The 21,084-nt window shown below is 60.0% G+C and carries 25 protein-coding genes; 18 read left to right on the top strand and 7 right to left on the bottom strand.

Going from position 1 to position 21,084, the window contains the following annotated elements:
- The first annotated feature begins 144 nt into the window (after positions 1-144).
- From amn to HMPREF3147_RS03030, 6 genes are all read left to right on the top strand, one after another.
- Positions 145-1,548, top strand: coding sequence for an AMP nucleosidase (gene amn, locus HMPREF3147_RS03055; RefSeq protein ID WP_070444423.1), 1,404 nt, complete (start codon positions 145-147; stop codon positions 1,546-1,548).
- Between the two features lie 53 nt (positions 1,549-1,601).
- Complete coding sequence (locus HMPREF3147_RS03050; RefSeq protein ID WP_070444421.1) at positions 1,602-2,117, top strand: phosphoribosyltransferase; 516 nt, start codon at positions 1,602-1,604, stop codon at positions 2,115-2,117.
- Positions 2,117-3,565 carry a SulP family inorganic anion transporter gene (locus tag HMPREF3147_RS03045; RefSeq protein ID WP_070444419.1) on the top strand — a complete coding sequence of 483 codons (1,449 nt, stop codon included), beginning with the start codon at positions 2,117-2,119 and terminating at the stop codon, positions 3,563-3,565. The genes HMPREF3147_RS03050 and HMPREF3147_RS03045 overlap by 1 nt, the downstream gene beginning before the upstream one ends.
- Before the next feature lie 133 nt (positions 3,566-3,698).
- Complete coding sequence (locus HMPREF3147_RS03040) at positions 3,699-4,181, top strand: ferritin (RefSeq protein ID WP_070444417.1); 483 nt, start codon at positions 3,699-3,701, stop codon at positions 4,179-4,181.
- A gap of 64 nt (positions 4,182-4,245) precedes the next feature.
- Entirely contained in the window at positions 4,246-4,632 is a 387-nt protein-coding gene (locus tag HMPREF3147_RS03035; protein WP_070444414.1) for a hypothetical protein, read from the top strand.
- Positions 4,574-5,143, top strand: coding sequence for an HAD-IA family hydrolase (locus HMPREF3147_RS03030; RefSeq protein WP_070444412.1), 570 nt, complete (start codon positions 4,574-4,576; stop codon positions 5,141-5,143). The genes HMPREF3147_RS03035 and HMPREF3147_RS03030 overlap by 59 nt, the downstream gene beginning before the upstream one ends.
- Here the strand turns inward: HMPREF3147_RS03030 and HMPREF3147_RS03025 are convergent.
- Positions 5,140-6,216, bottom strand: coding sequence for an ROK family protein (locus HMPREF3147_RS03025; RefSeq protein WP_070444410.1), 1,077 nt, complete (start codon positions 6,214-6,216; stop codon positions 5,140-5,142). The two genes, HMPREF3147_RS03030 and HMPREF3147_RS03025, sit on opposite strands and share 4 nt — an antisense overlap.
- A gap of 97 nt (positions 6,217-6,313) precedes the next feature.
- Between HMPREF3147_RS03025 and HMPREF3147_RS03020 the strand changes: the two genes are divergently transcribed.
- Both HMPREF3147_RS03020 and HMPREF3147_RS03015 read left to right on the top strand, forming a co-directional pair.
- Positions 6,314-6,883: an LOG family protein gene (locus HMPREF3147_RS03020; protein WP_070444408.1), complete on the top strand. Its 570-nt coding sequence runs from the start codon at positions 6,314-6,316 to the stop codon at positions 6,881-6,883.
- Between the two features lie 70 nt (positions 6,884-6,953).
- Complete coding sequence (locus HMPREF3147_RS03015; RefSeq protein ID WP_070444406.1) at positions 6,954-8,615, top strand: DUF885 domain-containing protein; 1,662 nt, start codon at positions 6,954-6,956, stop codon at positions 8,613-8,615.
- A gap of 70 nt (positions 8,616-8,685) precedes the next feature.
- Here HMPREF3147_RS03015 and HMPREF3147_RS03010 read toward each other — a convergent pair whose 3' ends face one another.
- The gene (locus HMPREF3147_RS03010) at positions 8,686-9,732 is read right to left on the bottom strand and encodes an AbrB family transcriptional regulator (RefSeq protein ID WP_246815712.1); all 1,047 of its coding nucleotides are present in this window, start codon (positions 9,730-9,732) and stop codon (positions 8,686-8,688) included.
- Between the two features lie 16 nt (positions 9,733-9,748).
- Between HMPREF3147_RS03010 and HMPREF3147_RS03005 the strand changes: the two genes are divergently transcribed.
- Positions 9,749-10,519 carry a TSUP family transporter gene (locus HMPREF3147_RS03005; protein ID WP_371325735.1) on the top strand — a complete coding sequence of 257 codons (771 nt, stop codon included), beginning with the start codon at positions 9,749-9,751 and terminating at the stop codon, positions 10,517-10,519.
- On the opposite strand, the gene HMPREF3147_RS03000 is transcribed toward HMPREF3147_RS03005, so the two are convergent.
- A complete protein-coding gene (locus HMPREF3147_RS03000) occupies positions 10,516-12,696 on the bottom strand; it encodes an ATP-dependent RNA helicase (protein ID WP_070444402.1) in 2,181 nt (726 codons plus the stop codon). The genes HMPREF3147_RS03005 and HMPREF3147_RS03000 overlap by 4 nt on opposite strands.
- Positions 12,689-13,312 (bottom strand): sugar O-acetyltransferase, encoded by a 624-nt coding sequence (locus tag HMPREF3147_RS02995; RefSeq protein WP_070444400.1) that lies wholly within the window; start codon positions 13,310-13,312, stop codon positions 12,689-12,691. Before HMPREF3147_RS02995 ends, HMPREF3147_RS03000 begins: the two co-directional genes overlap by 8 nt.
- A 99-nt stretch (positions 13,313-13,411) precedes the next feature.
- On the opposite strand from HMPREF3147_RS02995, the gene HMPREF3147_RS02990 reads away from it, so the two are divergent.
- From HMPREF3147_RS02990 to HMPREF3147_RS02955, 8 genes are all read left to right on the top strand, one after another.
- Positions 13,412-13,948: an NADPH-dependent FMN reductase gene (locus HMPREF3147_RS02990; protein ID WP_070444398.1), complete on the top strand. Its 537-nt coding sequence runs from the start codon at positions 13,412-13,414 to the stop codon at positions 13,946-13,948.
- Between the two features lie 5 nt (positions 13,949-13,953).
- Positions 13,954-14,646 (top strand): SDR family oxidoreductase, encoded by a 693-nt coding sequence (locus HMPREF3147_RS02985; protein WP_070444396.1) that lies wholly within the window; start codon positions 13,954-13,956, stop codon positions 14,644-14,646.
- Between the two features lie 80 nt (positions 14,647-14,726).
- The gene (locus tag HMPREF3147_RS02980) at positions 14,727-15,374 is read left to right on the top strand and encodes a LysE family translocator (RefSeq protein ID WP_070444394.1); all 648 of its coding nucleotides are present in this window, start codon (positions 14,727-14,729) and stop codon (positions 15,372-15,374) included.
- A 19-nt stretch (positions 15,375-15,393) separates the two neighbouring features.
- Complete coding sequence (locus HMPREF3147_RS02975; RefSeq protein ID WP_210384562.1) at positions 15,394-15,672, top strand: RNA-binding S4 domain-containing protein; 279 nt, start codon at positions 15,394-15,396, stop codon at positions 15,670-15,672.
- On the top strand, positions 15,672-16,376 hold the full coding sequence (locus tag HMPREF3147_RS02970) for a VOC family protein (protein ID WP_070444390.1): 705 nt from the start codon (positions 15,672-15,674) through the stop codon (positions 16,374-16,376). Before HMPREF3147_RS02975 ends, HMPREF3147_RS02970 begins: the two co-directional genes overlap by 1 nt.
- Positions 16,348-16,641, top strand: coding sequence for an MGMT family protein (locus HMPREF3147_RS02965; protein WP_070444388.1), 294 nt, complete (start codon positions 16,348-16,350; stop codon positions 16,639-16,641). The genes HMPREF3147_RS02970 and HMPREF3147_RS02965 overlap by 29 nt, the downstream gene beginning before the upstream one ends.
- A 2-nt stretch (positions 16,642-16,643) precedes the next feature.
- Positions 16,644-16,994: a DMT family transporter gene (locus tag HMPREF3147_RS02960; RefSeq protein WP_070444386.1), complete on the top strand. Its 351-nt coding sequence runs from the start codon at positions 16,644-16,646 to the stop codon at positions 16,992-16,994.
- On the top strand, positions 16,991-17,299 hold the full coding sequence (locus HMPREF3147_RS02955; RefSeq protein WP_070444384.1) for a DMT family transporter: 309 nt from the start codon (positions 16,991-16,993) through the stop codon (positions 17,297-17,299). Before HMPREF3147_RS02960 ends, HMPREF3147_RS02955 begins: the two co-directional genes overlap by 4 nt.
- Before the next feature lie 39 nt (positions 17,300-17,338).
- Here HMPREF3147_RS02955 and HMPREF3147_RS02950 read toward each other — a convergent pair whose 3' ends face one another.
- Entirely contained in the window at positions 17,339-18,616 is a 1,278-nt protein-coding gene (locus HMPREF3147_RS02950; protein WP_070444382.1) for an HNH endonuclease signature motif containing protein, read from the bottom strand.
- Positions 18,617-18,888: 272 nt separating this feature from the next.
- Here HMPREF3147_RS02950 and HMPREF3147_RS02945 point away from each other — a divergent pair, with 272 nt between their 5' ends.
- The gene (locus HMPREF3147_RS02945) at positions 18,889-19,656 is read left to right on the top strand and encodes a hypothetical protein (RefSeq protein ID WP_246815710.1); all 768 of its coding nucleotides are present in this window, start codon (positions 18,889-18,891) and stop codon (positions 19,654-19,656) included.
- A gap of 75 nt (positions 19,657-19,731) precedes the next feature.
- Here the strand turns inward: HMPREF3147_RS02945 and HMPREF3147_RS02940 are convergent, their stop codons facing one another.
- Positions 19,732-20,574 carry a PrsW family intramembrane metalloprotease gene (locus HMPREF3147_RS02940; protein WP_070444378.1) on the bottom strand — a complete coding sequence of 281 codons (843 nt, stop codon included), beginning with the start codon at positions 20,572-20,574 and terminating at the stop codon, positions 19,732-19,734.
- On the bottom strand, positions 20,571-21,062 hold the full coding sequence (locus tag HMPREF3147_RS02935; RefSeq protein WP_070444376.1) for a hypothetical protein: 492 nt from the start codon (positions 21,060-21,062) through the stop codon (positions 20,571-20,573). The genes HMPREF3147_RS02940 and HMPREF3147_RS02935 overlap by 4 nt, the downstream gene beginning before the upstream one ends.
- Positions 21,063-21,084 lie beyond the last annotated feature (22 nt).

Raw genomic sequence — 21,084 nt, 5'->3', positions numbered from 1 at the left:
CTTATCCAACTTTCGTACTAAGCTAAGGCTTGCCTAATTTGGTCCGGCGGTGAGCTCCACACCGCACGCGCTACCGGATTAGTCATGGGGATAGGGCCCGCCGCTTCACCGCGGCGGGCTTCTTTCATGGATACACTCGCGGACATGACCGACCTGCAGCATGTCCACTCCGTCAACGAAGCGGTTGCGCGCCTCAGCGAGCTCTATGACAGTTCTTGCGAGCTGGCACGTCACGCACTCGCCTCGGGGGACCACGACGCCTACCGCCACGTGGTCTACCCGAAGATCACCGTGCATGTGCGTCAGTGGACGCCCATCGACCGCTCTGAACCCTTCGGCTACGTGGACCAAGAGGGCCGCTACTCGGCGGTGATATCAAAGCCATGGCTGATTCGTGGATACCTCACAGAGCAGCTCACACGGCTCACCAATAACTATCCCTGCGATATTTACGTTGGCCAATCAGATGAGCGCATCCCGCCGGAATATATCCGGGGGATTACAGAAATTCCCCAGGACCGCGGCGACATACCCCGGCCCACGCTCGATGCGGTGCATGACGGAATCGTTGACGGCGCCTGGAAAGCCTTCCACGGGAAGGAAAAGCCACTCTTTCACTTTGGCCCGCAGCGCTTCGATATCGCCTGCGCCCGCATCGAGCACTACACCGGCATCGAGGTGGACGCCGTGCAGAAGTACATCCTGTTCACCAACTACGCCATGCACACCACCGAGTTCGTTAAGTTCGGCCTGCGCGAGCTGGCCCGGGAAGACTCGCGCTACACCGCGCTCGTGCTGCCCACGGGAGAGACCATCCACCCCAATGACGCGGTGCTTCTCGACGTCGACGGGCTCACCCTCACCTCCCGCTACCAGATGCCACGTTTTGATCTCATCACCGCCGGCGGCGATGGCATCACGATGATCAACATTGGCGTCGGCCCCTCCAACGCCAAGACCATCACGGACTGTCTCGCGGTGCTGCGCCCCGAGGCCTGGATCATGATCGGCCACTGCGCAGGGCTTGATGGCCGCATGCGCATCGGAGACCTCATCCTGGGCAATGCTTATCAGCGCGAAGACCACATCCTCGACGGCACCGTCACCACCAGCAACCCGATTCCCGCTATCCCGGAGATCCAGCGCATGCTGGAGGCCGCCGTCGACGAGGTCTATGGGAAAGACAATTCGCTCATGCGCACCGGCACGGTGCTCTCCACCGATGACCGCAACTGGGAGTGGCGCACCTCCCGGGACTTGTGGGAATGGCTGCGCCACTCCACCGCAGTGGCAGTAGATATGGAATCCTGCACCCTCGCCGCCAACGGCTACCGCTACCGCATCCCGTACGGCACGCTGTTGTCGGTTTCTGATTTGCCCCTGCACGCCGTACCTAAACTTCCCGCCCAAGCGCAGGCCTTTTATTCGAATTCGAAGGAGGCCCACGTCATGTGCGCGGTGCGCGCGGTGGAGGCCTTGGCGGAGAATCCGGAGCGGCTGCGCACCCGCAAATTGCGGCGAACGGTGGCAGAGGTTCCGTTCCGCTGAGGGAGATGATTAAACTGAGGGAAATGCACAATCTGGCGAAGGAGACCTAGACGATGAGCACCCCGGAGTGGTGGAACCCGGAACGCGAGAACCTGACCTGGGAGGTCTTCGGTGAGGCCAGTCGCTTCCTATCCCAGGAAATCGTGGATTCGGGCTGGTTCCCTGACCTCATCGTGGGCGTGGCCCGCGGTGGATTGATCCCAGCCGGCGCCATTGGCTACGCCATCGGCGTCAAGGAGATGGGCGCTATCAACGTGGAGTTCTACACCGATATCGGTGAGACCCTTCCGGAGCCGATTCTCCTTAACCCGCAGCTGGACACTGATTCGCTCAAGGACAAGAAGGTCCTCGTCGTTGATGACGTGGCGGATTCCGGCAAGACCCTCGACCTCGTGGTCAACCTGCTCGAGCGGACCGCCTCCGAGGTCAAGTCCGCGGTGATCTACACGAAGCCGACCACCATCTTTGAGCCGGACTTCTCGTGGAAGAAGACCGACCAGTGGATCAACTTTGCGTGGTCCGTCCTCCCGGTCATCACGCGCGATGGCTCTTTCCAGGAAGGACATTAATGTCAGAAGCCTCCGCCGGTTCTTTCCGCGCGGCCTTCAGCTCGCCCGCCCGCTTTCGCAAGGAAGTGTTTGGCGGGCTTGCTGTTGCGCTCGCCCTCATCCCGGAAGTCTTAAGCTTTTCTATCCTCGCCGGACTCGACCCTAAGGTGGGGCTTTTCGCCTCCGTCATCATGGCGATGTCCATCGCCATCACCGGCGGGCGCCCGGCCATGATTTCTGCCGCGGCGGGTTCGGTCGCCGTGGTGATCGCGCCGCTGGCACACGAGCATGGCCTGCAGTACGTGCTGTTGACCATCTGGATGGCGGGAATTCTGCAGGTGGTGATGGCCGTGCTGGGCGTCGCCAAGCTCATGCGTTTCATCCCCCGCAGCGTGATGCTGGGTTTCGTCAACGCCTTAGGCATCCTCATGTTCACCGCGCAGCTGAGCCATCTGTGGAACGTGCCGTGGCTGGTGTATGTCCTCGTCGCCTTGGGCCTGCTGATCATGGTGGTGTGGCCGCGAATCACCACGGTAATCCCCGCCCCGCTCATGGCGATCGTGGTGGTCACCATGTTGACTGTGATTTTTGGGTGGCAGGTTCCCGACGTCGCGGATCAAGGTGAGCTGCCGACCTCCCTGCCTGGCTTCATTATTCCGGATGTTCCGTGGACGAAGGACACTCTCCTCCTCTGCCTTCCCTATGCACTGGGCGTGGCGCTGGTCGGCCTCATGGAATCTCTGCTCACCGCCAAGCTTGTCGATGACCTTACGGACACCCATTCCGATAAGACACGCGAATCCGTAGGACAGGGCATCGGCAACATGCTCGCCGCGGCCATCGGCGGCATGGGCGTGTGCGCGATGATCGGCCAGACCATGATCAACGTCAAGGAATCCCAGGCACGCACGCGCTTGTCGACGTTCCTCGCCGGCGTCTTCCTCCTTATCCTCATCCTCGTGTTGGGGGATACCGTAGGGAAAATCCCCATGGCTGCTCTCGTGGCGGTCATGTTCATGGTGTCTTTCCACACCGTGGATTGGCGCTCGGTGCGCACGATTCACCGTATGCCTCTGAGCGAAACCCTCGTCATGCTCGTGACGGTCATTGGCACCTTGGCCACGAATAACCTGGCGGTCGGTGTGATCCTCGGCGTCCTCACCGCCTCGGTGGCCTTTGCGCGCCGCGTGGCGCACCTGGTGTCGGTGGAGCTGGAGGGCAACGTCTACACCGTGCGCGGCCAGCTTTTCTTCGCGTCGTCCAACGATCTGGTCTACGCCTTCGATTACACCCTGCCGGTGGACAAGATCATTGTGGATTTCTCAGAGGCCGATATCTGGGATGCCTCAACCGTGGCGGTGCTTGAATCCGTGGAAAACAAGTACGCAAGTCGTGGAGTAGCGGTGGAATTCCGCGGCCTCGATGGCGTTAGCCTCGCGCGTTACCAGAGGATTTCTGGTTTGGGTTAGGTAAACCTACCAGAAAAAGTGTTATGACGTGCGAGTTTGCTTAAGATCGCCTTGCTAGCGCGTCCAGAGAATTTCTGTATTGTGGGAACAACACACGAAATTGTGGGAACAACACACGAAAGGATTAACTCTTATGGATGAGAAACTGCAAACGCTCCTCAACGCCCAGGTCAATAACGAACACGGCGCAGCCCTGATTTACACCCAGCTGGCCTACGAGATGGACAACCTGTCCTTCCCGGGTATGCGCGATTGGTTCTTCAAGCAGGCAGAGGAAGAGCGCGAGCACGCACAGAAGTTCGCCGAGCACCTGTTGGACCGTGGCTACCGCGTCGAGTTGGAGGATATCCAGGTCGGCTCCGTCAAGGCCGCCACCCCGCTTGATGCTTTTGAGGCCTCCCTCGCGCATGAGCAGAAGGTCTCGGAGCAGATCCGGGAGATCGCCCGCACCGCGGATGCCGCTGGGGATCTCGATTCCCGCGCCCTCATCAACTGGTTCCTCGAGGAGCAGGTTGAGGAAGAATCCACCGTGTCTGAGATCATTGACCAGCTCAAGCTGGTGGGCAATGACGGTTCGGGCCTACTGCGCGTCGATGGTTCGTTGGCGCAACGGTAACGAAGCCATATAGTTTCTAGGAATTCTCCCACAGCCCTCTGCGGTTGGTGGGAGAATTTCTTTCATGACTACAACGCGCCTGATGCTCATTTGCGGTGCCCTGGCCGGCCTTGTGATCGCATTGGTCGGCGGCACGTGGCTGGCCGCAACGAACATGGCGCTGGGAACCTTCTTCTTCGCTCTCGCCGTGATGCTTGGCCCGTTCGCGGGTCTAGCACTGTTGCTCTGCGCCGCCGCGGCATCGACGGCGCTGAGCCGCTCCCTGTTTAGCGTCGGCGGCTTGTTCCTCGTGGGGGCCACCTCGACGTTGTGGGCGCAGGGCACGCTGTCGCTCCCGCTCTTCGTGGCGGGCACGCTGACTGGAGCTAGTGCGGTCTGGCTACACTGGGCGCATGGCAAGTTTGCTCTTCGACCTTTATGGCGTGCTCATGCGGCCCGCCGGGAACTCTGAGTTGGAGGATTACCTCCGTCCCGAAAATGTAGAGCACTTTTGGTCCATCTATGAGGAGTTTCGCCCTGCCTATAATGCTGGGCACCTGAGCGATGCGCAGTATTGGGGCCGCATTCGCGCGCTGACGGAACTGAGCTCCTTTGACGTCAGCCACGCGACCGAACTGGACACCGAGCGCCTGTTGGTCGCCGATGAAGAGATGGTGCGCGCGGTCCTAGGGTTTATTGCTCAAGGGCATAGCGTCGGCATTTTGGCGAATGTTCCGACGGTTCTGGGAACTCGGATCCGCCAGACGCAGCCTTGGCTGAAGGAATGCGCTGCCGTGACGCTGAGCTGCGATATTGGGGTAGCCAAGCCGGATCCGGAGGCCTACCTCGTGGCCGTGGATGCCCTCGGCGCGCAGGCCAAGGACACGCACTTTTTCGATGATCGGCCGGACTTCGTCACCGCCGCCCAGCGTCTCGGGCTCAAGGCCCACCTTTTTACGGGAATCGACTCGGTTTACTTTTAGGCAGCTTTCGCCTCGCGGCCGAGCTCCAGCGGAACGCGCAGCAGCGGATCAAGCGCTACAGCGCGGGTGCAGGCGCGAACAATCTCGGTGTGCGAAGGAATCATGCGCAGCTCCACTGGGTGATCGGTGGCCTGGCGCACGGCGGAAGCAAAGAGCTTCGGGGCCGCCGGATCATCGGAGAAGGCGCCGCCGGCGACCACGAGGGTATCGGGCTTATGCTGCGTTAAAAGTTCAGCAGCGGTGGCCCCGAGGGAGCGCGCGCGGTCGTCGAGAAGCGCCCGCGTTTCTTCATCAGCATTCGCGACCACGTCTGGGAATGAGTCTCCGCCGGTCTCATTCAGCATCGCCTGCGTGGCCAGGACGTCAGCTTCGTCGAGTTCGAGCTGCACAATTTCATCGCCCAAGGTCAGCGCAGCGCCAACGGAGTCATCCGCGTAGAGCACCATGACGGGCTTCTCCGCGCCCAGCTCCGCAGACTGCGTCTCGGATCCCAGGATGGCAGGGATGACGGAGGACACGACAACCGGAACGCCGAACTGGTACTCCAGACGGCTGGCGATATCCATCTCGTCCCAGCCCAGGTTGTGGGCGGTAATGCGTCCAGCTTCGTTCACGCTGCCGGAGGTGGTCACGCCGACTGAAACCAAACGTCGATCCAGGCCGGTCATCAGGCGGTTGACACCAGCAATGATGTGCTCGATAACATCGCTTGCACTCAAGCGCGACACCGGGGTAGCCACGTCTTCCTCGCGCAGGGTGCGTCCCTTGGTGTCGAAGAAGGCGATGCGGGTAAAGGCGGTGCCAACCGCAATACCAACCAGCATCCAATCATTATCCGCCACTTCCAGGGGCACGGTGGGGCGCCCGCGGCCGCGGGACTGCGTCAAATCCGTGCGCTCACGAATCAGTCCAGCACCCAGCAGTGCGGCAGTGGCGCGGGTAATCGTCGGCTGGGAGAGTCCCGTGGCTTCGACAAGTTCACTGCGGGTAACAACGGGGTTGAGTCGAATGATGTGGAGGCACTTCGCCGCTGGGGTGCGGGGGCGAGTGAACACGGGACCAGATTTAATCATGGCGCAAGTATAAATTCAGCAGACCGCATTGTCTAATAGAAATTGGGATTCAGTAGACATCATAGTCTAGAAGTGTGCCTGCGTTAGAGTAGTGTTCATGGATTCTGTTGCTGTGTACTGCGGCTCCGCCGCTGGAAACTCTGAAGCCTATGGCCAAGCCGCACACCTTTTGGGGGAGGAGCTCGCGCGGCGCAACCTCACCCTGGTCTATGGCGGCGGTGACGTAGGCCTGATGGGCATCGTCGCAGATTCCTGCCTTGCCGCCGGCGGCACCGTCATTGGGGTTATCCCGCGGCAGCTCGTTGATTACGAGATGTCACACCAGCGGGTAACCAAACTCGAAGTCGTGGACACCATGGCGCAGCGCAAAACGCGTATGGAGGAACTCGCGGATGCCTTCGTATGCCTGCCGGGTGGCGTGGGAACTCTAGAGGAGCTCACCGAGGTGCTCACCTTGCAACAGTTGGGGAACCTGGATAGCCCGGTGGGTCTCGTAGACGTGAAGGGATTCTGGCAGCCGTTTATAAGAATGTACTCTGCAATGGTGCAGGAGGGATTCGTTCAGAAGCGCTTCCTCGATGCTCTCGTGGTGAACCCCTCTCCTGCTGAAGTGCTCAACGAATTTACATCCTGGACAAGCCCGGGAAGTAAGTGGAGCAACAGTTAGCTAACAAGCTGGTAAATAAGGCGGCGCTGGGTTGGCCCAAACCCCTGGATCTTCGTTAGACTTCGCCCTTATGAGTTTTGACCAGAACGCAGAGCGCCAGCCTTCGCTGCTGGACGCGTCGTGCGATAATTTCGTCCACGACCTCGCGCAGCTCACGCCCACCGATGCCACCGCGTGGGGAATTCCCGGCTTCGACGGTGAGTTGGAAGATTTCTCCCCGGAGTACTACTCCTCCGTGGCGGATCGCACTCGTGAGATGATGGCGGATCTCGATGCCCTCGATGACACCACCGACGAATCCGACGATGACGACGATTTTGACGAGGTGGACTACGTCACCGCCGCCGTCTTGCGCGACCGTCTCTGCCTGGATCTTGACCTGCACCATGCCGGTGAGGACATCCGCTGCCTTAACAACATTGCCTCCCCGGTGCAGACCATTCGCGACACCCTCATGCTCATGCCGAAGGACACCCCGGAGCAGCTTGATGCATTGCGTTCGCGCCTGTCGAAGGTGGCAACCTCGCTCAACGGCTACAAGGAGTCCCTCACCGAGGCGGCTTCGCGTGGCATGGTCGCGCCGCAGCGCCAGATCTCCGATGTCTTCGTGCAATGCGAGCGGCTTGCCGACGCCGGCTCCATGCTCGAGGACCTTGGCGTTGAAGGCCCAGAGGTGGACGCGGCCAAGGAAGCCTTCGGCGAGTTCGCCGATTGGCTCTCTAACGAGCTGCAGCCGCAGGCACCATCGCAGGATGCGGTGGGCCGCGAGCGCTACGAGCGCTTCTCCAAGCTTTTCGTTGGCGATGCCGTGGACCTCGATGAGGCCTATGAGTGGGGCATGGACCAGGTGCGCTCCATCAAGGCGGAACAAGAAAAGATCGCCCACGAGCTCTACGGCTCCGACGTCACCGTGCGCGCGGCCATGCGCAAACTCAACGAAGAGGAGCGCTACCAGCTGCACGGCACCGACGCGCTAGTGGAGTGGATGCAGTCCACCGCGGACCGCGCGATCAAGGACCTCGACGGCAACGCCTTCGACATCCCGGAGGCCGTTAAAGAAATCGAGTGCTGTATCGACCCGGCCGGCACCGGCGGCATCTTCTACACCTCGCCCTCCGATGACTTCTCCCGCCCCGGCCGCATGTGGTGGTCCGTACCGGCTGGCCAGGAGCTTTTCCACACCTGGCAGGAGCTGACAACCGTCCACCACGAGGGCGCGCCGGGCCACCATCTGCAGATTGGCGCCGCGCTGACCCAACCGGACCTCAACCTATGGCGCCGTGCGGTGACGTGGAACTCTGGCCACGGTGAGGGCTGGGCTCTATACGCTGAAGCACTCATGGCGGAGCTGGGATACATGGATGATCCGGGCTTCCGCATGGGGCTTCTCGACGCCCAACGCTTCCGCGCCGCCCGCGTCGTGGTGGATATCGGACTCCACCTGGGCAAGGCGTTGCCGGAGTGCACTGCGTCCGGCATCTGGGACAAGTCCCACGTCAAGACCTTCATGCGTGAGAACACCGCGATGGATGACGCTAACCTCTCCTTCGAGGTCACTCGTTACCTGGGCTGGCCGGGCCAGGCGCCGTCTTATGCTCTGGGCCAGCGCCTGTGGCAGCAGACCCGCGACGCTGCCGTGGAGCAGGGCATGGACGTACGTGATTTCCACTCCCAGGCATTGGCCCTAGGTTCTGTGCCGATGTCGATTCTGCGCGAGACAATTCTGGACTAGTTGTCAGACTCTTGGATTTATCCACACCTCACTCTTGGATTTATCCACTAGTGACTCTGTGATTTATCCACTAGCGGCGGAATAGCCCCAAAATCTGGGGCAAATATCCCGCGATGACGAGCACGATGATGAGCCGGATAATCTGCACGGCCACCACGGCGGGACCCGCCCCTCCTTCCGCGGAGAGCGCGAGGACGGTCTCCAGCGCTCCGGGTGAGGTGGCGAGGTAAGCCTCGAAGTAGGTGATGTCCAGCCAGGCGGTTAAAGGCACAGCAGTGAGCGCGCACACGCCGATGACGACAATGATGAAGAGGATCGTTGCTGGTAGCTGCTTAGTGAAGGCCCGCAGTGCCGGTACTGACAGTCCGCCACCGCAGACCCAGCCGATGGACATAAACGCCATGATTTTGAAGACGTAGAGCGGCTCCAAGGTATGGCCGGCTGGAATAACCTGGGCGACCAGCACGGTCAAGAGGAGCGGCCCCAAAACAGCAGCAGCTGGCAAACGCACCAGCTTGCCTAGCTTTTCACCAACCACGGCGATGGCGACCGTCAACCCCACGATCCACCACGTGACCTCGCCGTCAACGCTCATGTCGACGCCTTTGCCCGCGGGGGCGTCTAACAAGGAGACCACCAAGGGGAGGGACACCGACACCGCCAGAAGGCGCAGGTATTGCGTCAGCGCCACGTAGCGGTAGTCCGCACCGAGTTCGCTGGCTAGCGCGGGCATGAGCGAGGCCCCGCCCGGCAGCATGGATAAGATTCCGGTTTCCCAGGAAATATCTTTTGGCTGTGAGCGGTGTAGCAGCACGCCGCCGGCGACACCGATAAGCACGGTGATGAGTGACATCGTCACCGCGGCTGGCACAAAGCCAAGGAGCGTGGAGGCAGGAACTAAGGTCAGTGGTATGCCCGCCATCATTCCGATGAACCCGCGGGCGACAGAATAAAAGTGCTCGTTAACGGCGAGTTCTTTGCCCGTCGTCAAGGCCATGGCTCCCGAGACCACGATGGCGCCGAGGATCCAGGCTGCGGGTACGTGAAGGTAGCTAAACAATGCCCCCAGTGCTGCAGACCCCGGGGCCACGATGACCCATCGCGTACGAACAGACATGGAATCGAGTTTAATGATGGACATGGATTTCGGATTAGGCGGTTGGGCGATTCTCACCATCGGCGCTGCCGCGGCCGGATGGATCGATGCCGTCATTGGCGGCGGCGGCCTTGTGCTCATTCCACTCATCCTGGCGGTCGCACCCCAGCTTGCGCCCGCCACAGCCCTGGCCACGAACAAGGTGGCGGCGGTATCCGGCACAGCGTCGGCGGCCATCACACTCGTCAAGAAGGTTCGCCCGCCGAAGGGCGAGCTCATCCGCATGGGACTCATCGCGCTGGTGTGCTCTGGACTCGGGGCCACAGCAGCCGCACTCATGGACAAGGACGTCATGCGGCCGGTCATCATCGTGCTTATGGTGGCAGTCGGCATCTTTGTGGCCTTTCGCCCGGACTTCGGCAGCGGCGACGGAATCCGCGGCGGCTGGCGCACGTGGGCAGGGTTAGCCGCTGTCGCTGCCATCGCCTTCTACGATGGCATCTTTGGCCCCGGCACCGGCATGTTCCTCATCATGGCCTTTACCGCTATCTTCTCGCAGAATTTCCTCACCTCCGCAGCGATGGCGAAAGTGGTCAACACGTGTACCAACGTCGGTGCGCTCGTGGTGTTTATCGTGGGTGGCCACGTGGTGTGGGGTCTCGCCTTAGTTCTCGCGGCAGCAAATATCATTGGCGCGCAGCTGGGCGCGCGGACTGTGCTTGGCGGTGGTGCAAAGCTCATCCGCTATGCGCTTCTCGCACTCGTCGTGGTGATGAGCGTGTACCTGTCCTGGCAGCAGTGGGGTTAATTCGTCTTCGCCGTGGCCACAGCGTTCCATGGATCCTCCGGCCACGGGTGTTTGGGGTAGCGCCCGCGCATGTCGGCGCGCACGCCGGCATAAGGCCCAGCCCAGAAGCTGGCTAGGTCATCGGTGACGGCGAGCGGGCGACCGGCGGGGGACAGTAGATGAAACTGCACGCGGTGGCCGCAGTACTCGGGCGATTCAGCCAGGCCGAAGCATTCCTGCAGCTTGATGGAGACCACGGGACGCTCGCCGGACCAATCGATCCTCGCAGCACGTCCGGACGGAACCGCTAACCGTTCCGGCGCGAGCTCATCCAAGCGGCTAGCTTCGGGCCAGGGGAGCAAGCGCTGCAGCGCCGGGTACATGTCTGGCCGCTTCCCGGCAGCCAGCTCATGCAGCTCCGGCTCCAGCCAGCTCAGATCATCGCCGTCCACGTCCGGCCACGGATTCCCGTATGCCCTATGCAGATGACGCATACGTTCCCGCAGGTTTTGAGCCTTGTCACTGAAGTGAAACAGATTTAAACCCTGTCCGGAGTTGCGTAGTGCCTCCACCGCCTCATCACCGGAGACCTTCACTGGGGTTTCCGACAACACGATGGAGCCTGCCGCACGCACGCGCATGCCACGGACCTTGGGACCGTCGAGAAATGCTCGCGTCTCTTCGGTCACGCCGATGATGTCGAGTGCGTCCTTTTCCGCAATGGGCACTGCTTCACGAATGATGGCGTTTCCAGATCGCGCCAACGACACCTCAGCCACCGCCAACCAGTCGTGACCATCCTCGAAATACCGCGCGCGCGTACCGCTGGCGAGCAAAAACTCCTTGTCGCCCACGCGCTTAGCCACGAACTCCGGGAAGGCGCTAGCGACCACCACGCCTGGGTCCACCGGACCCTTGTTGGGCACCAAGCGGGCAAGCCGCTTCGGATCCGAATCATCCAGGCGGGCAATTGTGTCAGCGGCACCGGAGCCATGTTTGAGCAGGGCAGCTCCCCATCGTGGGTGCGTTGGCAGTAACGCCAGCTCTTCGCCAGCGTTGAGCAGATCTAGGGTGCGGTGGGCGTCGGCAAGCGCGGGCCCCGGTGGGGGATCCAGCAAGGGGAAATCCGGTCCCGCGCCCCAACTATCCATGAACAGTGCCGCCTGCGTGAGGTCCGCAGAAAGAATTTCTGGAATCACGTGCGGGGAAAAGTGCTGGTAATCCTCCTGCGAATAGCAGCGGACGACGGTACCCGGCGCCTCACGTCCGGCACGTCCGGCGCGTTGATCGGCGCTGCTTTTCGACGTCGACACTGTCACCAACCCACTCATCCCGCGCTGCGCATCCCGCTTGGGCACGCGGGATAGCCCGGCATCGATGACGGTGCGCACGCCTGGCACGGTCAGCGAAGATTCCGCGATGGACGTCGCCACCACGATGCGCGGCTCGCGCGTATAAAGCGCAGCATCCTGCTCTTGCGTGGTCTGGCGGCCATGGAGCGGAAAAACGTTATGGCCACTCAGTGCATCACACACCAGGTTGACCTCGCGCACGCCGGGAACAAAGACCAGCGTGGACTCGTGCTGCCGCGCGGCAACCCTCGCCACGCCTTTCCAAAAGTCTCGATCTCCCGCAGCGCGCCCCGGAATCGGTTCATAGGAAATATCGAGTGGGTACGTGACAGCCTCAGTGGAATGGATCGGCGCATTCCCCATAAGCTGGGAGAAGCGGGTGGCGTCGACAGTCGCGGACATGGCAATAACCCGAAAGTCATCGCGGAGCTGCGCCAACTCTAAGCACATACCGAGTACGAGGTCAGTATCGAGCTGGCGTTCGTGGACCTCGTCGATGGCCACGGCGGAAATCCCTTCAAGTTCCGGATCCCGCAACAGTCGGCGTAACAAAACACCTGGGGTAACAAACTCGACGTCCGCGCCTTTGCGGGAATCACCGCGCACCGCATAGCCGATGCGCTGGCCTGACAACTCCTGAAGGCGGTTTGCCGCCGCACGCACCGCCACGCGGCGTGGTGCGGTGACGAGAACCTTGCCCTCTACCTGGTTCGCTAATGCCGGTGGAATAAGCGTGGTCTTACCGGTGCCGGGCGGGGCCTGGACCACGACGTGGCCGTCTGAAGGAAGCGAATCAATGGTCTCTAGGACGGGAAGTCCCTTGCCGATTGCCTTGAGATCAAACATCGAGATCTTGGCGCTCCCACCTATCTTCGTTGTCCTCCAGCTTGCGCACCACGCGCCCCGGCGAGCCCAGGACCAGCGAGTTATCCGGTACGTCGCGGGTCACCAGTGAGCCTGCGCCTACGACGCAGTTCTTGCCCACGGTGACGCCAGGCAGGACCGTGACGTTGGCGCCAAACCACGTGTTATCACCGATGGTGATAGGTTTAGCTATTTCCCAGCCCTCCGCCCGCATCTCATGATCGTTGACGGGGTGGCCCACCGTGATGAGCGAACAGTTCGGCCCCATCATGACGCGGTCTCCGAGGGTTACAGGCGCTTGCGCCAGGATTGTCGCACCAAAGTTGATGAACACCCCTTTGCCAACCGTGACGTTGCGGCCGTATTCCAGGTTAAGCGGCGTGTGGAGGCCGGGTACTTCGGACTCGGGGGAGAGCAGCGCGCGCAGGATGTCGTGCGCGCGGTCGCGATCGGTGTTGTGCAGCTCGTTGAGTTCTTTGACCAACCGGAATCCGCGCTGGTGCTCGGCGTTGACCTCCTCGTTGACACTGGGCATGAACCACTGCCCGCTGGTCATGCGCTCAATGGATCCGTGATTCGCCAAGTTCTCCTGTGACATGGCAAAAGAATAAACATGTTGAGCGGAAATGTCGATCGCGTGAGCATATCGGCGTACGCTCAAACGTTGACACGTTAACAAAATGTGAAAGGCACATTTATGGCAAAAATCGGCATCATTCTTGGCTCTACCCGCGACGACCGCGCCGGGCTGGCCATCGCCCAATGGGTCACTGACCTGGCCCAAGGTCGCGACGTTGACTACGAGCTCATTGACCTCAAGGCCTTCGACGTTCCAATTCTCACTTCTTCCGTCATCCCTATGGCGGCAAACAAAAATTACGAGGACCCGAATGTCCAAGCTTGGTCCGATGCCATTGATGCCTGCGACGGCTATATCTTCGTTACCCCGGAGTACAACCACTCCGTGCCGGGTGCGTTCAAGAACGCCGTCGATTCCTTGGGCGCTGAGTGGGTGGCCAAGCCGATTGCCTATGTGGGCTATAGCTTTAGCGGCGGCATCCGCGCGGTGGAGGCGTGGCGTCTCATCATGGCTAATTTCTCCATGAAGCAGCTGCGCACTCAGCTTGATATCTCGCTCAATACTGACATGAAGGATGGCACCTTTACCCCGGCCGACTTCAAGATCGAGATCGTGGAAAACATCTGCGCCGAGCTGGAAGAAGTCCTATCCTAGGGCGCATGGAAAAGGTAGCAGTTGTCACAGGAGCGTCCTCGGGGATCGGGGAGGCGTCGGCAAGAGCGTTGGCGGCCGACGGTTGGCATGTCGTCGTCGGTGCGCGTCGCGTAGAGCGCCTTGAGGCCCTCGCGAAGGACATCGGTGGCGAGGCCTATGCCCTCGACGTAACCTCGGACGAGTCCGTGGCTGAGTTCGTCTCCCACCTCGACCGCGTGGACCTCTTGGTCAACAACGCCGGTGGCGCGAAGGGCTTGGAACCTCTCGTGGAGACCACCGTAGAGGACTGGCAGTGGATGTACGACGTCAACGTCCTCGGCACTGTCCGTATGATCCAAGCCCTCATGCCGAAGCTGCGGGGTGGGCTCATTATCAACATGGGATCCGTTGCCGGGTGGAACGTCTACGAGGGCGGCTCCGGCTACAACGCCGCCAAGCATGGCGTGCGCGTGATTTCTCGTGCATTACGTATCGAGGAGCACGGTGTCCGCGTCACCGAACTCGACCCAGGCCGTGTGGCCACGGAAGAGTTTTCCCTTAATCGTTTTCGGGGCGACAAAACGCGTGCCGCACAGGTGTATGACGGCGAACTCAACCTCACCGCAGAAGACATCGCTGAGGCCGTGCGTTGGGTGGCCTCGCTGCCGGAGCACGTCAACATTGACACCATGACCATTAAGCCGCGCACGCAAAGCTAAATTACCTGTTTCGCTGCAGGTGAGACGCCTCTTATAGTGGCATGTGTTAGCAATAATGCATGTGAGTATGGGGGTGTTAGATGGCATTCAGCGCCATAGTGTCCTTAATGGGTGTGTGGTTCGCGGCGATGGCCTCGCCGGGACCAGACGTGGTACAGATTATTCGTTTGGGCGCCCGCTCTACGCGCGCGGCGGTGTGGGCCGCAATCGGTAGCACCACCGGCTTGATGATGTGGACCGTTGCTTCGCTAGCGGGGCTCACCGCATTGATTTCGGCGCACCCGGAAATCCTAGTGGCGCTGCAGATTGCAGGCGGCAGCTATCTGCTGTGGATGGCTTTTTCTGCCATCAGCGGTGGCATCAAAGAGCGCCGTGCACCGGCAACTATGAATCCCCAACCGCGCGGGTTCACCCCGGACGGCATCATCAGACTCGGCACGGCGTATCGCATGGGCCTGGTCAGCGACCTTTCCAACCCCAAGGTGCTGATCTTCTTCGGCGCTATCTTTGCCAATTTCATCGACCCCGGCATGGGGTTTGGTGCCAATGCCACGGTGGGCTCAGTGCTCATCCTCGAAAGCCTCATCATCTTCGTTGGCGTCGCGCTGTGCACACGTGCGGTGTCGAAGTGGATGGCGAAGAACTCCGCCAGTGTCGATATCTTTAGTGGTGTCGTGTTTGCCCTGCTTGGCGTCATCATTCTGACGGAGGGACTCCTTGCGCTTTGAGCTGGGTATGCTGGTCAGCATGCTAGAAGTCTCAATTAAGGGAGAATCCATCAAGCTCGGCCAGTTCCTCAAACTGGCCTCCTTGGTCGCAACCGGGGGTGAGGCCAAAGAGCTCATCGAGCAAGGCCAGGTCACCGTCAATGGGGAAGTCACTAAGCAGCGCGGTGCAACGCTGGTGCTTGGCGACGTCATCTGTGTCTCCGACACCTGCGCCCGCGTCGTCGAAGACGACGACGATTATTTCGATGAGGCCACCGCCGATGATGACTTTGACCCGGAGAAGTGGAGGAACCTCTAATGCCCGCTTTTGAAGCAGAAGTAGGAATGCCCTACTGGATTACTCTGGCTAGTTCCGATGTGAAGGCCTCCGAAGAGTTTTACTCGGCCGTGTTGGGTTGGGAATTCGAAGACGGCATTGCCCGCCTGCAGGGCCTTCCCATCGCGGAGATTGTCCCAGGCCAAGACACCTGGGCAACTTATTTCCTTTCCCGCGACTTGGAGGCGGATTGCGCCCGGGTAGAACAACTCGGTGGCAAGATCCTCGCTTTAGGTGCGCCGTTGGCGCTTGTTCTGGACAACAGTGGTGCCATGTTTGGTTTGACGCAGCCGGAGCTCGACCGCTTCGTCGCCGGCGGAGAGCCGGGTACTCCGGTGTGGCATGAGCTGACGGTTTCGGCGAATTTCCACTCAGCGCTGGACTTTTATGGCGAGCTCTTCAACTGGGAAATCCGTGGTGATGAGCATTACGCAGTAGCGGAGGAAGAAGGCGCTGCCTTCGCCGGATTTTGGCACGCGGAGGGCTTGCCGAGTTTCTGGCAAACCTACCTGGGCGTGCGGGACATTGACCAGGCAGCTAAGGCTGTAATTGATAACGGCGGAAAGATCATTCGTGAGCCCCACGATTCCCCATTCGGCCGTCTGTGTCTGATCGAGGATTGCACAGGTGCGGCGCTTACCTTGTGTGAGGTTGAGGATGCCCCCGAAGAACCCATCGAGCTCTAGGGTTACGGAGGTCGTTCTCCGCATTCCAGCTGGCAATGTCTCCACCTACGGAGAGATCGCCAAAGTGGTGGGGGTCGGCGCGCGATATGTGGGCTGGGTGATGTCGAAAAGCGCAGATCTGCCCTGGTGGCGGGTGGTCAACAGCACTGGCCGCGCCCACACCTCGGCCGCCCAAGCCCATTGGGATGAAGAAGGCATCCCGCACCGCGGCGACCGCGTGGTCCTTTCTGAGTGTGGGCTGGATGCAACGGATCTGGGAGGGTGAAAATGCGCGCTTGGCTCTTTTTGAGCATTGCCATCTTCAGTGAGGTCGTGGCGACCCTATGCCTCAAGGCGGCGCTAGAGCACCCCGCGGTCTATGTCGTGGTGGTGGCGGGCTACGTCGTCGCTTTTTCCGCCCTGCACCAAGTGTTGCGCTGTGGCATGCACGTGGGTGCGGCCTATGGCATCTGGGGCGCAACCGGTGTGGTGCTTACCGCGGGGCTGTCCGCATACCTCTTTGGCGAACAGCTCACGCCGCTCATGATGGTGGGCATGGGCTGCATCATCGCCGGCGTAGTTTGCGTAGAGATGGGCGGCCGGGCGCCGAAAACAACGCTCGTGGAAGTGGAGACATGATCTGGTTATCCCTTGCCATTCTTATCGAAGTCGCCGGCACCTTGGGCCTGCGTATGCTGGCCGTTCACGGCCAGAAGGCATGGGTAGCGTGGGTGGTCGTGGCCTATGTGTCCTCCTATGCTTTCTTGTCATTGGCGCTTCGGCAGGGAATACCGCTAGGCGTGGCCTATGGAATCTGGACTGCCTCAGGCGTGGCGCTTACTGCTCTTTTTTCCTTCATGCTTTTCCGTGAGCCTTTCACCTGGCTTAAGGGCTTAGGGGTCGCACTGATCATTGGTGGAGTTCTTCTAGTCGACATGGGGTAGACGACGATTCCCTTCGTCGTTTTAAACGACGGACCTTTCTTAGAAGGGGATCTCCTCTCCGCCTTCAGGTTCCTTGTTCTCTGCTTTTTCTGTATGCGCGTGGTGTGCGGCCTCTTGTTGTTCTTTGTCTAGCTCAGCTTTAAGTTCTTGAGCCTCACGGTGTTTCCGGGCGCGGAAGCCCTCAATATCTTGTGCCACACTTCGCGCCCAGCGCTTGTTCTTAGGGGCTAGTGGTCCGGAAGGTTCGGTGATTGCCCACGTTCCATCCTCAAAAAGCCAGACCACATCCCCGGTATCCGGGTCCAAAATATAAAAGGCCCGTCCGTCGGTCTTCATGTTGTGGTGATGCTGGCATAACGCGACCATGTTGTCCGGGTGCGTTGGTCCGCCATCGGCGTAGTTAATACGGTGGTCCAACTGGCATAGCCACGCAGGCATTCCGCAGCCAGCTGCACGACAGGTGCCATCGCGGCCCTCAACATACTTGCGCACCATCGTGTTTGGCCCGTAGCTTTTGGAAGCCTCCGGCTTTGTTCTCAAATCCCTTTTCGTTACCGCCTGTGCGGGGATATTGCCTACCTGCCAGCCGTGACCTTCTACATATACTGGTGCATCCTCGACGTCATTAGCTTGATAAGTGTGGAGTACTACTCGGGCAGCTTCTGGCTCTACCTTCCCAGTGATGAGGAGGATGAGTGCCTCGGCCATAGAAACCTCATGCTTTTCCGCTGCTGCCTTAATAGCCTCATGAATAATGACCCCGATGCTGCTGTCAACCTCTAGTTCGATGGTGGCGCGCTGGGCGCGGGTGAGTATCGAATACCGGTTCTTCGGGCGCGTATCTTCCACCGCGATGGAGTCATCATGAACCTTGACGAGATCACGCATGCGGCGGCGAATCTGCGAAGTGCTGGGAAACGCCTGATTGGGCTTCGTAGGAGTAAACCAACGGGCCAATGAAGTATCGATGGCAGCCACTACCTCTGGGGAAGGCTGGCCCAGCTTAGCCATGACCTGGTCAATGGCAATCAAGGCAGGTAGGTCCAGCAAAAAATAAGCATCTTGCAGGGCTTTGAGCTGGGGGAGTTCTCTGAGGCGGTAAATCCCCATGACTATGCGAGCAACTGCCCCGGCCGTTTTGCCGGTCTTTAGTCCAAGGCGCATACACGCTGTGTCTGAGTCTTCGTCCAAGGCGGGAAGGACGCTAGACCAGAACTCGTAGTCTGCTTGGCGTATGTCCTTGCCTTTCATACATACTGGGTCGTTCGGATTGGAATGAGAAAAATAGGAAACAACAACGTCTGAAGTGGAAGACACTTCAACCCCCTACTGTTGGTCGAGCTACTGCGAAGGAACGAACCCCCACCGTTCGAAATCCCTTTCGAAATAAGAGCTTATTCGTTATCCCTGGAGAAGTCCATACCGCGGAAAGAAGTTGTGATTAAAGGGGCAAATGGGAACACTGATACTCCACACTCTCCGCGGGGTGGACGATGGGTAAAACGAACATTCGAAACTTCCAGTGGCGTCTTAGGGCGCCAAATCTCCAATCAGAGCTGCAAAACTGTGACTTGAGTTAATCTATACAAGTGTTTAAGTCTCGTTCCATCATTGTCGGTCTTGCCCTGGCGGCCGTCACCACGCCTTCTGCCCAGGCTCTGACTTTCGATCCTGGAAAAGTCCCACCACGCACCCAGATGACCGTGCGCTATGCCGATGGAAATTCAGTTTCCACTGGGAATAGCCACGAGTCCCGCCCCGCGCTTTCCCTGGCGAAGCTGTATCTCGGTATGTGGGTGCTGAAATATGGTGCGCCGGAGGATAAGGCGCGGGTGGAGAACATGATTCGTTTTTCTGAGGACGGCACCGCCAGCGACTTGGAGCGGAAGTATCCACAGGCCATTCCCTCTATTATCGGGGAGTACCGGCTAGGGGACACTCATCACAATGGCTACTGGGGAAATACCACGACGTCGACGGAGGATCTCACTCGCTTCATAGGGGCGATATCTGGCGACCCGTCTGCCGCGCCGCTCATGAAGGGTATGGCGACGGTAGCGCCTGTGGCATCCGACGGCTACCGCCAGGACTTTGGCACCGTACACATCCCGGGCATTATTGGAACGAAATTTGGATGGTCGGATAACCGTCAGATTCACGCTAGTGCCTCTTTCGGTCCTGGGTATAGCGTGGCGGCTAATACTTATGGATCCCCCGCGGATCTCACGGGGGATGTGCTGGGAGCGGTGGAGGTTGCACCGCAGGCGCCAGGCTTGCCGACGCCTCTACAGGACGCGCGCGATAGGGCATGTGCGGAGCTGAAGCGTGCTGTGCCTAGCTCATCGCAGGCATGCTAAGCCGTAGCCGTTGTCGGAAGTAAAGAAAGTATCCTTGGGGCGCGACATCAGAGCTGCAGGGGCAGTTCGACTAGTTCACCGCAGGCTGGCGAGGCCGGGCGAGTGCGAGTAGGTATCGTCCGACTTGGCCAGACGGTGGGCCCGAATCCCTAGGGTGATGACGGTGGGGTAGAGGATAAGTGCGACGACGATATACTGCGTGACCAGCTGCCATGTCTCATCCCACATGTAGTTCCACGCGAAGTGGAGACAGAAGGAAACAAAGAGGGCGCCCACTCCTACGCCGAGACGCCACCACCAGGTTTTATGGGCAGCGTAAATGGCCCAGCCGATGCCGAAGCCCGCGATGGCCGTCAGTGACATGTGCAGGCCTGGTCCCGCCACGAGGCGGAGCCCCCACATCTGCAGCATGCCAATCCAGTCAGAGGTCGGGTGCATCACGGCACCGAGGGAGGCGTAGAGGATATTCTCAAAAACCTCGAAACCCCAGCCTATGAGTGCACCAACGAGAAAACCGTGCCAGGGTCGGTTGAGTTGGCGGAAGCTAAGCAATACGAAGACCACGCCCAGCGCCTTGGCGAATTCCTCCGGATAAGCACCGGACCAGGACATCATGGATTCTTCCCAGCCCACGCCTTTGGTGAGGGAGGTGAATGGCAGCGCGGAGAGGAGCGCTAAAGATACTGCGGTACCGCCTCCCCACAGCACGCTGGCAGTGGCCCAGCCTTTGGCTGGCCGTGCCCACATTGGGCTAAGGCGCCACAGGTATAGGCCTAGTGCTAGGAAGGCTAATCCAATCAGCAGGCTTATCAGGCCTGGAAGCGGGGCAACGAGAAAGGAGCCCAACAGATTGATAAGAGCGGCGGGTAGGCAGACGCCAATGAAGACCCACAGGGTTACGCGAAAGATTTTGCTCACTTGAAGGCCTCCATAAACTGATCGGCGAGTTCCTCTGGATTTCCGTCCGAGAAGACGAGTTTGTAATTGAGGTTGCCTTTGGCCACGCTGACGGCAACGACCGGCATGTACGTATACGTTCGTAGTACGAGCATGCCGTCGTTGTTTTCTACTTTTTCCTTCGGCATCGACCCAAAGGTCGTGGCTCGCACAGCGCGGCGTAGGGCCAGCTCATCATCGTCGACATCAGAGGTGAGGTAGGCCTCGACCAAGGTATCACCGCAATCCCACGCCTGGTTGGCCACGGATTCGTAGTTGACGCTGCATTCCAGTCCGTCGATGGGCTGGCGCCACTCCGGATCATCGAGGACGACTGGCTCTGTTTCAGGATCGTGCTCCGGTAGCGCCAAGCTGAGGACAGCGGGCGTGCCCAGCACGAGAAGGGTTACTCCAAGTACCGCGAAAAACGGTCCCGTCATCTTCGCTGGCGGGAAACGATAAGAAGTCATGCACACCACACTAACGCGTGCT

Origin of the sequence: Corynebacterium sp. HMSC05D03, from assembly GCF_001807205.1 — a bacterium.
In the GTDB taxonomy this organism is placed as follows: domain Bacteria; phylum Actinomycetota; class Actinomycetes; order Mycobacteriales; family Mycobacteriaceae; genus Corynebacterium; species Corynebacterium aurimucosum.
Note: the sequence above shows the minus strand (reverse complement) of the source record. Positions and strands in the feature narration are given on the sequence as shown.

Bases quoted from the DNA above. Each gene is read 5' to 3' on its own strand.
- amn (WP_070444423.1), top strand. From the start codon at position 145: ATGACCGACCTGCAGCATGTCCACTCCGTCAACGAAGCGGTTGCGCGC.
- HMPREF3147_RS03050 (WP_070444421.1), top strand. From the start codon at position 1,602: ATGAGCACCCCGGAGTGGTGGAACCCGGAACGCGAGAACCTGACCTGG.
- HMPREF3147_RS03045 (WP_070444419.1), top strand. From the start codon at position 2,117: ATGTCAGAAGCCTCCGCCGGTTCTTTCCGCGCGGCCTTCAGCTCGCCC.
- HMPREF3147_RS03040 (WP_070444417.1), top strand. From the start codon at position 3,699: ATGGATGAGAAACTGCAAACGCTCCTCAACGCCCAGGTCAATAACGAA.
- HMPREF3147_RS03035 (WP_070444414.1), top strand. From the start codon at position 4,246: ATGACTACAACGCGCCTGATGCTCATTTGCGGTGCCCTGGCCGGCCTT.
- HMPREF3147_RS03030 (WP_070444412.1), top strand. From the start codon at position 4,574: ATGGCAAGTTTGCTCTTCGACCTTTATGGCGTGCTCATGCGGCCCGCC.
- HMPREF3147_RS03025 (WP_070444410.1), bottom strand. From the start codon at position 6,216: ATGATTAAATCTGGTCCCGTGTTCACTCGCCCCCGCACCCCAGCGGCG.
- HMPREF3147_RS03020 (WP_070444408.1), top strand. From the start codon at position 6,314: ATGGATTCTGTTGCTGTGTACTGCGGCTCCGCCGCTGGAAACTCTGAA.
- HMPREF3147_RS03015 (WP_070444406.1), top strand. From the start codon at position 6,954: ATGAGTTTTGACCAGAACGCAGAGCGCCAGCCTTCGCTGCTGGACGCG.
- HMPREF3147_RS03010 (WP_246815712.1), bottom strand. From the start codon at position 9,732: ATGTCTGTTCGTACGCGATGGGTCATCGTGGCCCCGGGGTCTGCAGCA.
- HMPREF3147_RS03005 (WP_371325735.1), top strand. From the start codon at position 9,749: ATGGACATGGATTTCGGATTAGGCGGTTGGGCGATTCTCACCATCGGC.
- HMPREF3147_RS03000 (WP_070444402.1), bottom strand. From the start codon at position 12,696: ATGTTTGATCTCAAGGCAATCGGCAAGGGACTTCCCGTCCTAGAGACC.
- HMPREF3147_RS02995 (WP_070444400.1), bottom strand. From the start codon at position 13,312: ATGTCACAGGAGAACTTGGCGAATCACGGATCCATTGAGCGCATGACC.
- HMPREF3147_RS02990 (WP_070444398.1), top strand. From the start codon at position 13,412: ATGGCAAAAATCGGCATCATTCTTGGCTCTACCCGCGACGACCGCGCC.
- HMPREF3147_RS02985 (WP_070444396.1), top strand. From the start codon at position 13,954: ATGGAAAAGGTAGCAGTTGTCACAGGAGCGTCCTCGGGGATCGGGGAG.
- HMPREF3147_RS02980 (WP_070444394.1), top strand. From the start codon at position 14,727: ATGGCATTCAGCGCCATAGTGTCCTTAATGGGTGTGTGGTTCGCGGCG.
- HMPREF3147_RS02975 (WP_210384562.1), top strand. From the start codon at position 15,394: ATGCTAGAAGTCTCAATTAAGGGAGAATCCATCAAGCTCGGCCAGTTC.
- HMPREF3147_RS02970 (WP_070444390.1), top strand. From the start codon at position 15,672: ATGCCCGCTTTTGAAGCAGAAGTAGGAATGCCCTACTGGATTACTCTG.
- HMPREF3147_RS02965 (WP_070444388.1), top strand. From the start codon at position 16,348: ATGCCCCCGAAGAACCCATCGAGCTCTAGGGTTACGGAGGTCGTTCTC.
- HMPREF3147_RS02960 (WP_070444386.1), top strand. From the start codon at position 16,644: ATGCGCGCTTGGCTCTTTTTGAGCATTGCCATCTTCAGTGAGGTCGTG.
- HMPREF3147_RS02955 (WP_070444384.1), top strand. From the start codon at position 16,991: ATGATCTGGTTATCCCTTGCCATTCTTATCGAAGTCGCCGGCACCTTG.
- HMPREF3147_RS02935 (WP_070444376.1), bottom strand. From the start codon at position 21,062: ATGACTTCTTATCGTTTCCCGCCAGCGAAGATGACGGGACCGTTTTTC.